General features: G+C 74.9%; 8 protein-coding genes and 1 tRNA gene. 4 read left to right on the top strand and 5 right to left on the bottom strand.

Annotated features, from left to right (window positions below):
- Positions 1–54: 54 nt before the first annotated feature.
- The 3 genes from D5H75_RS08870 to D5H75_RS08880 all read left to right on the top strand — a co-directional run bounded on the left by D5H75_RS08870 (position 55) and on the right by D5H75_RS08880 (position 7,358).
- Positions 55–3,006: an ATP-binding protein gene (locus tag D5H75_RS08870; protein ID WP_119925814.1), complete on the top strand. Its 2,952-nt coding sequence runs from the start codon at positions 55–57 to the stop codon at positions 3,004–3,006.
- Between the two features lie 81 nt (positions 3,007–3,087).
- Positions 3,088–3,237 (top strand): hypothetical protein, encoded by a 150-nt coding sequence (locus D5H75_RS41370; protein ID WP_202637942.1) that lies wholly within the window; start codon positions 3,088–3,090, stop codon positions 3,235–3,237.
- A 56-nt stretch (positions 3,238–3,293) separates the two neighbouring features.
- Complete coding sequence (locus D5H75_RS08880; protein WP_119925816.1) at positions 3,294–7,358, top strand: S8 family peptidase; 4,065 nt, start codon at positions 3,294–3,296, stop codon at positions 7,356–7,358.
- A gap of 83 nt (positions 7,359–7,441) precedes the next feature.
- Here the strand turns inward: D5H75_RS08880 and D5H75_RS08885 are convergent.
- The 3 genes from D5H75_RS08885 to aceE form a co-directional block, all read right to left on the bottom strand.
- Positions 7,442–7,514, bottom strand: a tRNA-Ala gene (locus D5H75_RS08885).
- 101 nt (positions 7,515–7,615) lie between these two features.
- Positions 7,616–8,620: an endo alpha-1,4 polygalactosaminidase gene (locus D5H75_RS08890; RefSeq protein ID WP_202637943.1), complete on the bottom strand. Its 1,005-nt coding sequence runs from the start codon at positions 8,618–8,620 to the stop codon at positions 7,616–7,618.
- Positions 8,621–8,809: 189 nt separating this feature from the next.
- Positions 8,810–11,341, bottom strand: a complete 2,532-nt coding sequence (aceE, locus tag D5H75_RS08895; RefSeq protein WP_119925818.1) for a pyruvate dehydrogenase (acetyl-transferring), homodimeric type — start codon at positions 11,339–11,341, stop codon at positions 8,810–8,812.
- 66 nt (positions 11,342–11,407) lie between these two features.
- Here aceE and D5H75_RS08900 point away from each other — a divergent pair, with 66 nt between their 5' ends.
- Positions 11,408–12,019 carry a GntR family transcriptional regulator gene (locus D5H75_RS08900; protein WP_119925819.1) on the top strand — a complete coding sequence of 204 codons (612 nt, stop codon included), beginning with the start codon at positions 11,408–11,410 and terminating at the stop codon, positions 12,017–12,019.
- Between the two features lie 83 nt (positions 12,020–12,102).
- Here the strand turns inward: D5H75_RS08900 and D5H75_RS08905 are convergent, their stop codons facing one another.
- Both D5H75_RS08905 and D5H75_RS08910 read right to left on the bottom strand, forming a co-directional pair.
- The gene (locus D5H75_RS08905) at positions 12,103–12,894 is read right to left on the bottom strand and encodes a class II aldolase/adducin family protein (RefSeq protein ID WP_119925820.1); all 792 of its coding nucleotides are present in this window, start codon (positions 12,892–12,894) and stop codon (positions 12,103–12,105) included.
- Positions 12,891–14,051 carry a lactate 2-monooxygenase gene (locus D5H75_RS08910; RefSeq protein WP_119925821.1) on the bottom strand — a complete coding sequence of 387 codons (1,161 nt, stop codon included), beginning with the start codon at positions 14,049–14,051 and terminating at the stop codon, positions 12,891–12,893. The genes D5H75_RS08905 and D5H75_RS08910 overlap by 4 nt, the downstream gene beginning before the upstream one ends.
- Between the last annotated feature and the right edge of the window lie 50 nt (positions 14,052–14,101).

Here is a 14,101-nt window from a genome sequence, read left to right on the forward strand (position 1 = left end):
GCGTAAGAATGCGGGGGTATCGCCGGGACGGCCCGATCCTGGAGGGAGACGACCGTGACGCCGGACGGGGACGGGCGCGCGCGGATGGTGTCGGCGCCGGATCTCGTGGGAAGGGATCGCGAGCTGGCCGCGCTGCGCGCCGCCCTCGGGTCCCCGCCCGCGCTGGTGCTGGTCGAGGGCGAGGCGGGGGTGGGCAAGTCCCGGCTGCTGCGCGAGTTCCTCGGCGGGTCCCCCGCGGCCGGGACGGTCGTGGCCACCTGCCCGCCGTTCCGCGTGCCCCACACCCTCGGCCCGGTCGTGGAGGCGGTGCGGGAGGTCGCCGAGGACGTGTCGGAACTGGGGCTGAGCCGCCTGGCCGGGGCGCTGCGGCCGCTGTTCCCCGAGTGGGCCGACGCGCTGCCCGAGCCGCTCGAACCCGCCGAGGACGTCCTCGCCGCGCGCCACCGCCTGTTCCGCGCGCTGGCCGAGCTCCTCGGCCGCCTCCGCGTCACCGTGCTCGCGGTGGAGGACGTCCACTGGGCCGACGAGGCGACCCTGGAGTTCCTGCTGTTCCTCGCCTCGCGGCGGCCCCAGCCGGTCAGCCTGGTCCTGACGTACCGCGCCGAGGACGTGCCCGAAGGATCGCTCCTGCTGCGCCTGTCCTCGCGCGCCGCCGACGACGTGACCCGGCTGCGGCTGGGCCTGGGCCCGCTCGACGCCGGGGACACCGCCCGGCTGATGTCCTCCATGCTCAACCGGGAACCCGTCTCGGAGGCGTTCGCCCGGTTCGTGCACTCCCGGACCGAGGGCCTGCCGCTGGCCGTGGAGGAGTCGGTACGGCTGATGAGCGACCGCGCCGACCTCGCCCGCCGCGGCGGCGAATGGGTGCGCCGCAGGCTCGGCGACATCCACGTGCCGCCGACCGTGCGCGACGCCGTGCTGGAACGGGTGGCCCGGCTGCGGGAGGAGACCCGGGCGGTGGTGCGCGCGGCCGCGGTGCTGATGGGCCCGGCCGGCGAGGAGGTCCTGGCGGAGGTGGCGGACCTGCCCGCCGGACGGGCGCGGGCGGGCCTGGCCGAGGCGCTCGGCTCCGGGCTCCTGGAGGAGCGCGCGGGCGGGCAGGTCGCCTTCCGGCACGCGCTGGCCGGCCGGGCCGTCTACGACGCCACCGCGCTGCCCGAGCGGCAGGCGCTGCACCGGCGGGCGGGCGCGGCGCTGGAGGCCCTGCCCCGTCCCCCGGCCGCCCGGCTGGCCCGGCACTTCCGCGAGGCGGGCGACATCGCCCGCTGGCGCGCCCACGCCGAACGCGCCGCCGACGCCGCCCGCGCCGAGGGCGACCCCCTCGCCGCCGCCGGCCTCCTCTACGAGCTGCTCACCGGCCCCGGCCTGCCGCCCGCCGACGCCGTACGGCTCGCCGCCAAGATCCCCCCGGGCTCGATCACGGGCGTCGCCCAGGTCCGCGAGATCGAGGCCGCCCTCCGCGCGGTCCTGGCCTCGGGCGCCCTCGGCCCCGAGGCGACCGCCCTGGTCCGGTTCCAGCTCGCGAGCGTCCTGGACTTCATCGACGACTTCGAGGGCAGCCGCGCGGAGATGGAGCTGGCCGTCACCGGCCTGCCGCCGGGCTCGCCCGAGCTGCGGCACGCGATGGTGCTGCTCGGCTGGCCGCGCGGGACCCGGTGCCCCGGCCACGTCCACCGCGAGTGGCTGCGCCGCGCGGCCCCCGCCCCCGGCGCGGGTCCCGCCCCGAACGACCACGAGATCGCCGAGGAACGCGCGATCGCCCTGCTGCTGCTCGACGACCCGCGAGGCTGGGCCGTCGCGGCGACCGTGCCCGACGACGTCTCGACGCCCGCCCAGCGCCGCAACGTGACCCGGCGGGACTTCAACCTCGGGGACCTGGCGACGCGCTGGGGGCGGTACGGCGAGGCGCGCGCCCGGCTGGACCGCGCCCTGGAGCTGGCCGAGCGGTTCGGCTACCCCAGGTACCGGGAGATGGCCGACGTCTACCGGCTGCGCCTGGACTGGCTGACCGGCCGCTGGGACGGCCTGCGCGAGCGGGCGCGCGAGGTCGCCGAGGCCGGTGAGACGCTCCCGATGAACCGGATCGTCGCCTCGGTGGTCCATGTCCTGCTGCGGATCGCCTCCGGCGACCCCGGCGACGCCGAGGAGGCCCTGTCCCGGCTGCTGGCCGGGATGCGCGACCTGGGGGCCGTCGAGTACCTGCCCGAACCGGCGGCGGCCCTGGCCCGGCTCCACCTGGCGGCGGGGCGGGCCGGGGAGGCGCTGCGGGTGACGGAGGAGCCGGTCGCCGTCATCGAGCTCAAGGAGACCTGGCTCTGGGGCACCGAGCTGATCCCCGCCCGCGCCGACGCGCTGGTCGCGGCGGGGCGCGCGGACGACGCGGCCACGCTGGTGGCGGCGTTCGGGCGGGGCGTGCGCGGCAAGGACGCCCCCGCGCCGCGCGCCGCGCTCTCCCTGGCCCGCGGCGTGGTCGCCGAGTCCCGGGGGCGGCCCGACCGCGCGGCGGCGCTGTTCGGGCGGGCCGCCGCGGCCTGGGAGGCGCTGCCCCGGCCGTACGACGCGCTGCTGGCCGGGGAACGGCGGGCGCGGTGCCTGCTGGCCGGGGGGCGGGCGGCGGAGGGCGCCGACCTGCTGGCCGGGGTGTTCCGCGGGCTCGACGAACTCGGCGCGCGCGGGGACGCGGGCCGCGTGATGCGCGTGCTCCGCGGGCACGGCGTCGAGGTCGCGCGGCGGTGGCGCGGCGGCCGCAACGGCTACGGGGACACCCTCTCGCCGCGTGAGCTCGACGTCGCCCGCCTGCTGGTCGGGGGCCGGACCAACCGGGAGATCGCGCGGGAGCTGGTGCTGTCCCCGAAGACCGTCGCCAACCACCTCGACTCCGCGATGCGCAAGCTCGGGGTCACCTCCCGCACGGCGCTCGCCGTGAAGGTCACCGAGATGGGGGTCGTGGGCCGGGACGCCCCGCCGGCGCCCCGGCGCGCCGGCCGCCCGGGCCCCGTGCCCTAGTGCGGGACGCCGCCCGGCGCGGCCTCATTGGGTCATCCGCCCGATTGCCCGGTGATCGGCGCCGGACGGATGCTGCACCTCGTGCACGAAGCGAACGACCGCGAGGACGGACCGCGGCGCCCCGAGGAGGCGACGCCGTCCCCCCTCCCCCAGACCCCCGGACCGCACGGCTCCCCCGGCGTCCCCGACGGCGGGCCCGACGACGAGTACGACCAGTACGAGCCGCTGTAGCCCGGCGCGCTCGCGGCCCACCGCCCCCTCCATCCCCCACGAGCAGGGAGCACACGATGAGACCGAGGTCAGGCCGGCTCCGCTGGAGAGCCGTCGCGGTGGTGGCGGCGGCGTCCGCCGCCGCCGCCGTGATGCCGCCCGCCCACGCGGCGGCGCCGCCCCCTTCCCCCGCCCCGGGTCCCGCCCCGCGACCCGGCGGCACCGCGCGGCCCGCCCCGGCCCCCGAGCCCGCGAAGGCGGGGGGCGCCGGTCCGTCCGCAGAGGCGCCCCGGACCGTCACCCTGGTGACCGGCGACCGCGTGCGGCTGGGCCGTACCGAGACCGGGCAGTACACCGCGGAGGTGGAGACGGCGCCGCGCGCCGGGGGCCGCCGCCCGGTCATCGCCACCCAGGCCGGGCCGGACGGCCTGTACGTGATCCCCGACGACGCCCAGGCCGCCATCCTGGCCGGGCGGGTGGACCGGGAGCTGTTCAACGCCGCCTACCTGGCCGAGAACGGCTACGCCGACGACCGGGTCACGACCGTGCCGGTGATCGTGCAGTACCCCCGGGGCCGCGGCGCCGCCGCGCTGAAGGCCGCCGACGAGCTGCCCGCCAGCACCCCCGGCCGCCCGCTGGAGAGCATCGACGGCGCCGCCGTGAAGGTCGCCAAGGACCAGGCCGCGTCCTTCTGGTCGGCCCTGGTGGACGGCGGCCGGGCCCGGGCCCTGCGCTCGGGCGTGGACCGGCTGTGGCTCGACCGCAAGGTGCGGCCCACCCTGGAGCGCAGCGTCCCGCTGATCGGCGCGCCCGAGGCGTGGAAGGCCGGGCACGACGGGGCGGGCGTCAAGGTCGCCGTGCTCGACACCGGCGTCGACGCGACCCACCCCGACCTGGCCGGGAAGGTGACCGCGTCCAGGTCCTTCATCGACGGCGAGGAGGTCACCGACCGCCACGGGCACGGCACCCACGTGGCCTCGACGGTCGCCGGCACGGGCGCGGCCTCCGGCGGCAGGCGCAAGGGCGTCGCCCCGGGCGCGAGCCTGCTGGTCGGCAAGGTGCTCAGCGACGCGGGCGAGGGGTCGTGGTCGCAGGTCATCGACGGCATGGAATGGGCGGTCGCGTCCGGCGCCAAGGTCGTGAGCATGAGCCTGGGCGGCGGCCTCTCGGACGGCACCGACCCGGCGAGCCAGGCGGTGGACCGGCTGACCGAGTCCGGCGGGGCCCTGTTCGTGATCGCGGCGGGCAACCAGGGGCCCACCTCGGGCGGCGTGGACGCCCCCGGGGCCGCGACCTCGGCGCTGACGGTGGCCGCCACCGACAAGAGCGACGGGATGGCCGAGTTCTCCAGCGCGGGCCCCCGCGCGGTGGACGGCGCGCTCAAGCCCGACATCGCGGCCCCCGGCAAGCACATCGTCGCCGCCCGCGCGGCGGGCAGCGAGATGTGCCGGGACTCCTGCTCGCAGCCGGGCGACGGGCCGGTGGACGAGCGGCACACCTCGGCCTCCGGCACCTCCATGGCCACCCCGCACGTGGCGGGAGCGGCCGCCGTCCTGGCCCAGCACCACCCGGACTGGCCGCCCGCACGGCTCAAGGCGGCGCTGATGAGCAGCGCCAAGGACGCCGGGCACCGCGTCTACGCGCAGGGCGCGGGACGCCTGGACCTCGCCCGCGCCGACACCCAGCCCGTCCTCGCGGTCACCCCGAACGCCGACTTCGGCCGCACCGAGATCGTGCCGGAGCCGAAGCCCGCCGCGCGCGAGATCACCTACGCCAACCACGGCGACCGGCCCGTCACCCTGAGGCTCGCCGCGGAGCTGACGGACCCCGCGGGCAAGCCCGTCCAGGGCCGGCTCACCGCGGACGAGAGCGTGACGGTCCCCGCGGGCGGCACCGCCACGGCGAAGGTGACCCTGGACGTCTCCGGCCTGCCCAAGGGCGCCTACAGCGGGCGCGTCACGGCCACCGACCAGGCGGGAGCCGTACGGCTCGCGACGCCGGTCGGGCTGGTGCTGGCGCCGCCGACGGCCAGGCTGACCGTGCGCACTCTCGGCCGGGACGGCGAGCCCGCCCAGCCCGTGCTCCAGGACGTGATCGACGTCAAGGACGACCTCGGCCGGGTCACCGAGGCCGGTGTGGCGGGCGAGGGGGTCACCGTCTTCCAGGTGCCCCTGGGGGTCTACAGCGTGACCCAGTGGGCCGGCTGGTCCGACGGCGACTCCCGGTTCAACCTGGCCACGCTGATCGACCCGGAGGTGACGGTCACCGGTGACACGGAGATCACCCTGGACGCCCGCGAGGCGCGGCGGATCAGTTTCACCACCCCCCGCCCGGCGGGCCCGATCGACGTCGACGGCCACGTGCAGACGCTGCGGACCACCGCGGGCGGCGAGCGGTACGACCTGAGCAGCTGGGACTTCAACGGCTGGGTCCGCTGGTGGGCGACCCCGACGGAGACCGTGCGCACGGGCGGGTTCCACTTCGGCTCGCAGTGGACGCTCGGCCGCCCCAAGGTCACCATGAGCGTGGTGTCCCCGGCCCGGGAGCCGCTGGACGCGATCGCGCCGCCCAGCGCGGGCGGCGAGCAGGGCGGCCACCCCGGCCACGTGCCCGTGACCGGCGTCCAGGACCTCCAGGTCGCCGACGCCGGCCGGGGGCGGCCGGAGGACCTGGCCGGACGGGACCTGCGCGGCAGGCTGGTCCTGATGGAGGCCGACCACACCGGGGGCGAGTGCGGGATCTGGATCGAGCGGATCCAGGCCGTGCGCGAGGCGGGCGCCGCCGCCCTGGCCGCCTTCCCGCCCGCGGGCAGCGGCTGCCCCATCCCGCTGCCGATCCTCCAGGAGCGGCTGACCGGCCCGCCCAAGCCGATCGGCATCCGCAACGTGGCCCTGGCCGCGGGCGACGCGGCCGCCCTCCGCGAACGGCTGGCGCGGGGCGCGGTCACGGTCCGGCTCTCGGGCGAGCAGCGGACGCCGTACTTCTACTCGCTCACCCCGTTCAGCGAGGGGCGGGTCCCGGCCGACCTCCACCACACCTTCACCGAGCGCTCCCTCGCCCAGGTGGACAACGTCCTGCACACGGCGGCGAAGCCCGGCGAGTCCGTCTACGTCCACCTCGCGGGCCTGCGCGACAGCGTCTACGCCCCGGTGGTGCAGGCGCTGGGCGCGCCCGAGGACATCGGGGAGGCCACGCGGGAGTACATCGGCCCGCTCTCTCCGAAGATCCTCCACCAGCGCACGATCGCGCACCGGCCGGCCGCGCCGGGGGCCGGGACGGACCAGAGCCTGGCCCTGGAGGTGTTCGACCGGCCCGGCCGGGTCACGCGGCGCTGGCACGCAGTGCCGGCCACCCCGGGCTCGCACCGGGTCTCCGCCGCCGTCGCCGCCCAGCTCGCGGGCACCGAGAAGTGGATCCCCTTCCGGAGGTACAGCGTCGGCTGCCAGATGTGCCGGGCGGGCGACAACCTCTTCGCCCCCTTCGCCACGGTGATCAACGGGTTCCCGTACGTCGGGGCGATCGGCCATCCGGGCTACGAGGCGCGCCTGTTCAAGGACGGGAAGGAGATCCCGGGGGACGGCCAGCACGGCGGGTTCCCCAGCTTCACGCTCTCGCCGGAGCCGGGCACCTACCGCTACTCCGTCAGGAACGGCCAGAACACCACCGACTGGACCTTCACCTCGTCCCGGCCGGTCAGGGACGGCCTGCTCCCCGGCACCTACTGCCGCCCCCGGGACCTGCTGAAGAAGGGGCCGTGCGCGCCGCAGCCCCTGGTGTACGTCGGCTACGACCTGGGGGACAGCCTGGCGACCGACAACACGGTCAGGGCGCCGGGGGCGCACCGGTTCCGGGTCGAGGCCTACCACGCCCAGTCCGCCGAGGCGATGCCGCGGATCGCCGGGCTGAGGCTGTGGGCCAGCACCGACGACGGCCGGACCTGGAGGCCGCTGCCCCTCGTGCCCCGGGGGAACGGCGTCTACGACGCCCTCGCCGTCCATCCGAAGGCGTCGGCCACCAGCGGCGCCGTCAGCCTCAAGGCCGAAGCGTGGGACGCCGCGGGCAACCGGGTCGAGCAGACCACCCTGCGCGCCTTCGGCCTGCGCGACGCGGGGACCGCCACGCCGCGGGCCGCCAAGCCCTAGCCCCCGGACCGGGCCGCCTGGGACGGCCCGCTGAGACGAGAGAACCCTCGGCCGGGTGGCCGAGGGTTCTTCGTGAGGTGGGGTGGAGCTATGGGGATTCGAACCCCAGACCTCCTCCATGCCATGGAGGCGCGCTACCAACTGCGCCATAGCCCCGGGTCCCGCCTGGGCTCTCACCCGGCGGCACTCTCATAATCCTAGCCCAAATCGGAAGTCCTCGGCGCCGCCGCGGCGCCGAGGACCCGGGTGCGGCCGCGTCAGCGGCAGGGGGTGTAGGGGCGGTCCTTGAGGGCGTACGTCTCGGCCTTCTTGATGGAGCTGAAGCGGCGGGAGACGGCGTCACCGCAGAAGGACTTGGGCGCGGTCTCGTACTCCACGTGGAAGACGGGCTTGCCCGCCGCGATGAACGGCTTGAGCTCGTCGCACTCGTCCCAGGCGAAGCACTCCTCGTTGACCGCGTAGTCGAAGTGGGAGACCAGCTCGCGGACCTGGCTGAGGTCGTTCTTGAGGGCGACGGACAGGCCGTGGCGGTGGGCCATGGCGGCCAGCGCCTTGTTGAACGTGAGCTGGGTGGCGGCGCTGATGTTCCAGCCGGTGGTCTTCTTGCCGACCTCGTGGGCGTGGACGACGTCGAACTCGATCCCGTCGAACCCGGCCTGGGCGCACTTGGCGACGCGCGGCTCCATCATCTTCAGGATGAAGTCCCGCTGGCCCTTGTCGTTGTTGATGTTGGCCCAGCGCTCGTTGGGGAACTCGGGGCTGAACGGCTTGCCCAGCAGGGACTTGCCGTGGGCGTTGTGCCAGTCCACGAACTGCTTGTAGTCGGGCCGGAACTCCTCGATGGAGCCGGCGTTGACGTAGCAGATCGCCTTGGCGCCGCGGGCGTGGATGGCCTTGACCGCGGCGGTGTTGACGGTGTGGTTGTTCCCGGCGACCTCGGCGTCCACGTAGAGGTCGATGTCGAACACGTCAGGCCGGACGCAGGCCCCGCCCTTCTGCGGGGTGACGCACACGTTCACGTCGATGCCGCCGGTGGAGGCGAACTTGCGGTTGCCTTCGAGCTGGTACTGCCAGCGGGCCTGGACCGGCGGCCGCCAGAGGTCCGCCGTGGCCGGGCTCGGGGCCGGGCTCGGGGCCGCGGCGCGGGCGTCCGCCGTGGCCGAGGGGGTGGCGGCCTGCGCGGCCCCGGCCGTGACGAACACCAGGGCGGCGGCCGCGACCGCGCCCCGGAGCAGACGGCCGGGCATCGAGGGGAGGCGCAAGAAAGGTACCTTCTTCCGGAACATGATCTTTCCCGTTATGGCGGGAAAGATCATAGGCCGCCCCCTCCGCACGCCGCCGGGAAACTGAGCAGATTCCGAACGCGAGCCCAACTCCGCCCGAATCGAGCGGCCCGGAAAACGGTGCGGCCGGGCGCCGGGACGTTCCCGGCGCCCGGCCTCACGCGGACGTCACCTGCCGTACTTGGCCGCCGCCTCCGCGGCCAGCTCCGGCTTGAGGGAGCGGAGCACGGCCACGGCGATCGACTCGGGGTCGACGCCGAAGTGCCGCCGGGCGGCCTCGCGGGTGTCGGACAGCCCGAACCCGTCGGTGCCGAGCGAGGTCCACGGCCGGTCGATCCACGGGCGGATCTGGTCGGGCACCGCCCGCATCCAGTCGCTGACCGCGATCACCGGCCCGTCGCTCCCGGACAGGGCCCGGGTGACGTACGGCACGCCGTCGCCCTCGGCGGCCATCGCCTCGCGGCGCAGCTCGCTCCAGGAGGTCACCGAGTAGACGTCCACGTCGACGCCCCAGTCCCGCGCCAGCAGCCGCCGCGCCTCCAGCGCCCAGTGCATCGCCGTACCACTGGCCAGCAAGGACGCCTGCCCGCCGCCCTCGGTGTACCGGTAGATGCCGCGCACGATGCCCTCCTCGACGCCCTCGGGCATCGCCGGCTGCGGCAGCGGCTCGTTGTACACCGTGAGGTAGTAGAAGACGTCCTCGGGCGCCTCGCCGTACATCCGGCGCAGCCCCTCCTTGACGATCACGGCGATCTCGTAGGCGAACGCCGGGTCGTAGGACAGGCAGGCCGGGTTGGCCGAGGCGAGCAGGTGCGAGTGCCCGTCGGCGTGCTGGAGGCCCTCGCCGGTCATGGTGGTGCGACCCGCCGTGGCCCCCATCAGGAAGCCCCGGCCGAGCTGGTCGGCCAGCGCCCAGAGCTGGTCGCCGATCCGCTGCCAGCCGAACATCGAGTAGAAGATGTAGAACGGCACCATCGGCTCGCCGTGGGTGGCGTAGCTCGTGGCGGCGGCGGTGAAGCTGGCGATCGCCCCGGCCTCGGTGATCCCCTCGTTGAGGATCTGCCCGTCCTCGGCCTCCTTGTAGGACAGCAGCAGGTCGCGGTCCACCGCGTCGTACCGCTGGCCGAGCGGGGAGTAGATCTTGGCGGTGGGGAACAGCGACTCCATGCCGAAGGTCCGCGCCTCGTCGGGCACGATCGGCACCCAGCGGCGGCCGGTCTCCGGGTCCTTCATCAGGTCCTTGACCAGGCGCACGAACGCCATCGTCGTCGCGACCGTCGCCCCGCCCCTGGCGAGCGCCGCGAACGGCTTGTCCTGCGTGAACGCCAGCGGCGCGGCCTTCACCGTGCGGCGGGGCATCGGGCCGCCGAGGGCGGCGCGGCGCTCGGCGAGGTACTCCCGCGCCTCGGCGTCGGGCCGGAGGTACGGCGGGAGTTCGCCGGCCAGGTCCGCGTCGGGAACGCGCAGGCCCAGGCGCTCGGCCATGGCGCGGAACCCGTCCTGGCTCAGCTTCTTCATCTGGTGGTTGGCGTTGCGCGCCTCGAAGCCCTCGCCGAGGGTCCAGCCCTTCACGGTCTGCGCGAGGACCACCGTCGGCGCGCCCCGGTGCTCCACGGCCGCGCGGTAGGCGGCGTGCACCTTGCGCGGCTCGTGGCCGGCCCGCGAGCCGCCGACGATCCGCTCCAGGTCGGCGTCGGTGTACGGCTCCGCGAGCGACTCCAGGCCCGCGAACAGGCGCTCGCGGATGTACGCCCCGGGGGAGGCGGAGAAGGTCTGGAACTGCCCGTCGGGGGTCTCGCCGAGACGCGCCGCGAGGACGCCGCCGGTGTCGCGGGCGAGGAGCCCGTCCCACTCCGAGCCCCACAGCGCCTTGACGACGTTCCACCCGGCCCCGCGGAACACGCCCTCCAGCTCGCGGACCACGCGGGTGTTGCCGCGCACGGGCCCGTCGAGCCGCTGGAGATTACAGTTGATCACGAAGACCAGGTTGTCCAGCCCCTCGCGGGCGGCGAGGGTGAGCGCGGCGGTCGCCTCGGGCTCGTCCATCTCGCCGTCGCCGAGGAAGGCCCACACCCGGCTGCGGGAGGTGTCCTTGATCCCCCGGGCGTGCAGGTAGCGGTTGAACCGGGCCTGGTAGACGGCGTTCATCGGGCCGAGGCCCATCGACACCGTGGGGAACTGCCAGAAGCCGGGCATGGCGCGCGGGTGCGGGTACGACGGGAGCCCGCCCGCGGTCTCGCGGCGGAACGCGTCGAGCTGCTCCTCCGTCAGCCGGCCCTCGGCGAAAGCGCGGGCGTAGACGCCGGGCGAGGCGTGGCCCTGGAAGTACACCTGGTCGTGCTCGGCGTGGAAGAAGTGGTTGAACCCGACCTCGTACAGCCAGGCGGCCGAGGCGTAGGTCGCCATGTGGCCGCCCAGGCCGAGCTTGCTCGCGCGGGTCACCATCGCCGCGGCGTTCCACCTGTCATAGGCGGCGATCCGCTCCTCGATCGCCAGGTCGCCGGGGTACTCCGGCTCTCGGGCGGTCGGCACGCTGTTCACGTAAGGGCTCGGTAGAGCCCCGCCGACGCCGTCGAGCAGCCGGCCGAGCACCTGTCGTGCCCGCTCCGGCCCGGCCTCGCGAACGAGCGCGTCCAGCGACTCGCGCCACTCGGCCGTCTCCTCAGGATCGGCGTCCGGGATCTGGTCCCACAGAGACATCGCAACCTCCTCCGAGCAGAAAATACGCAATGATCGATCATTGAGCAAGTCTGCTAAAATTTCTCCATGGGAGCTCTAGTGCGCGCTCCGCTCCGGGAGCAGATCCGCCAGATGCTGCTCGACGGCCTGATCAGCGGCCGCTGGCAGCCGGGCGACCGCATCGTGGAGCGGCGGGTCGCGGCGGAGCTGGAGGTCAGCCAGGCGCCCGTCCGGGAGGCGCTGCGCGACCTGGAGGCGCTGCGCATCGTGGAGTCCTCCCCCAACAAGGGCGCGCGCGTGCGCGAGATCACCGAGGCCGACCTGCGCGAGGTCTACGAGGTCCGGGCGGGCCTCGAGGAGACCGCCGCCCGCCTGGCCCTGGGCCGGGTCCCGATCGACGCGCTGGAGCGCCACGTCGCCCGGCTGCACGAGGCGGCCCGCCACGGCGACGCCTTCGCCCAGGTCCCGCACCTGATCGCGTTCCACCGCGAGATCGTCAGGGCGTCGGGCAACGAGATCCTGCTGTCGGTCTGGGAGTCACTGGGCTTCGAGGTCTGGACCCACCTGTCCATCCGCCTCTTCCGCGCCACCCCCCACGAGAACGCCGACGACCACGAGCCCATCGTCGAGGCCTTCCGCCGCCAGGACCCCGGCATCGGCCTGCTGATCCGCGACCACGTGCTCTCCTACACCCGCTGACCCACGCCCGGGCGGCCGCCCGCGCGGCGGGCTCACGCCGTACGGCCCGCGAGCCGTACGGCGGTCGCCGAGGGCGCCGGGGATCAGTCGAAGAGGTCGGGGTCGGACTTGGTGATCTGGTCGTAGAGCGGCTGGAAGTTGATCCAGGCGACCACGTCGTTGCCGATCTGCTCGCGGGTGAGCAGGGCGTTCTCGTGGGTGATGGGGACGACCTCGCCCGCGGCCTGGGCCAGGAGCTGCACCTGGCAGGAACGCTCCATCGTGATGAACCACCAGGCCGCGGCGTCCACGCTCTCGCCCACGGTGAGCAGGCCGTGGTTGCGCAGGATGACGGCCTTGTTGCCGCCCAGCGCCGCCGCGATGCGCTTGCCCTCCTCCAGGTCGGTCACGACGCCCGTGTAGTCGTCGAACAGCGCGTGGTCCTGGTAGAACGCGCACACGTCCTGGGTGATCGGCTCCAGGAGCCGCCCCAGGCTGGACAGCGCCTTGCCGTACACGCTGTGGCTGTGCGCGGCGGCGACCACGTCCGGGCGGGCCTGGTGGACCTGGGAGTGGATCGCGAACGCGGCCTCGTTCACGTGGTAGCGGCCCTCGACGACCTGGCCGTCGTGGTTGACCAGGATCAGGTCGCTGACCTTGACGTGCTTGAAGCTCATCCCGAACGGGTTCACCCAGAAGTGGTCGGGGTGCTCGGGGTCGCGGGCCGTGATGTGCCCGGCGACGCCCTCCTCGAAGCCGAAGCGCCCGAACAGCCGCAGGGCCGCGACCAGCCGCTCCTGGCGGTGGCGGCGCTCTTCCGCGACGTCCTCGAACTTCCGGGGCAGCCGGAAGGTGAGCTGGTCGGCGGGGACGGGTCGCAGATCGGACAGGCTCATCGGACCTCCAGGCAGTCGGGGGCGAGCCCGGCCACCGCGCGGTGGCCGGCCAGTCCCATCGATATGTCGAGTTCGGCGAGCAGGCAGCGCAGGACGTGCCGCACGCCGTCGGCCCCGCCGCAGGCCAGCCCCCACAGGTAGGGGCGGCCGAGCAGCACGGCCCGGGCTCCGAGCGCGAGCGCCTTCAGCACGTCCGCCCCGGTCCGGACGCCCGAGTCGAAGAGCACGGTGAGGCGGTCCCCCACCGCCTCGGCGACCGGCTCCAGCGCGTCCAGGGAGGCGATCGCGCCGTCCACCTGGCGCCCGCCGTGGTTGGACACGACCACGCCGTCCATGCCGTGGTCGGCCGCGCGGCGGGCGTCGTCCGCGCTCTGGATCCCCTTGAGCACGATCGGCCCGTCCCAGTTGTCCCGGAGCAGGGCGAGCCGGTCCCAGGTGTGCGCCCGGCCGTTGAACATCGGCGCCCACCGCAGCACGGCGGCGCCCAGGTCCTCCTGCGGGGACTTCTCCAGACCCGCGAGGAACGCCGGGTCCGAGAACGGGATCGCCAGCCCCTCCCCGCGCAGGAACGGCAGGTAGGCCAGGTCCAGGTCGTGCGGCCGCCAGCCCAGCGTCCAGGTGTCCAGCGTGACCACCAGCGCGGTGAAGCCCGCCTTGCGCGCCCGCGACAGCAGGCTCACGGTCACCTCGTCGTCGTGCGGCCAGTAGAGCTGGAACCAGCGCGGCCCCTCCCCCGCCGCCGCGGCGACCTCCTCGATCGTGTGCGAGGCCATCGTGCTCAGGATCGACGGCACGCCCAGCGAGGCGGCCGCCCGCGCGGTGGCCAGCTCGCCCTCGGGGTGCACGATCGACTGCACGCCGACCGGGGCGAGCAGCACGGGGGCCGGCAGCCGCTCCCCGAACAGCTCCACGCCCAGGTCCCGCTCGGTGGCGTCCACGAGCATGCGCGGCACGATCCGCCGCCGCCCGAACGCCTCCCGGTTGGCCCGCTCGGTCGCGCCGGTGCCGGCGGACCCCGCGACGTACCAGTACGGGCCCTCGCCCAGCCGCCGCCGCGCGACCTCCTCCAGCACCGCGGGGTCCACCGAGTGCGGCGGGAGCGCCCCGGTGAGGAGGCCGTTCACGTAGATCTCTTGCTGGAAGTCCGCGAATGACACGGGACCAAGCGTGCCGTCCGGCGATCCCCCTTGTCCACGCCTGACCGCAG

The sequence above is a fragment of the Bailinhaonella thermotolerans genome (assembly GCF_003594875.1).
GTDB lineage: Bacteria > Actinomycetota > Actinomycetes > Streptosporangiales > Streptosporangiaceae > Bailinhaonella > Bailinhaonella thermotolerans.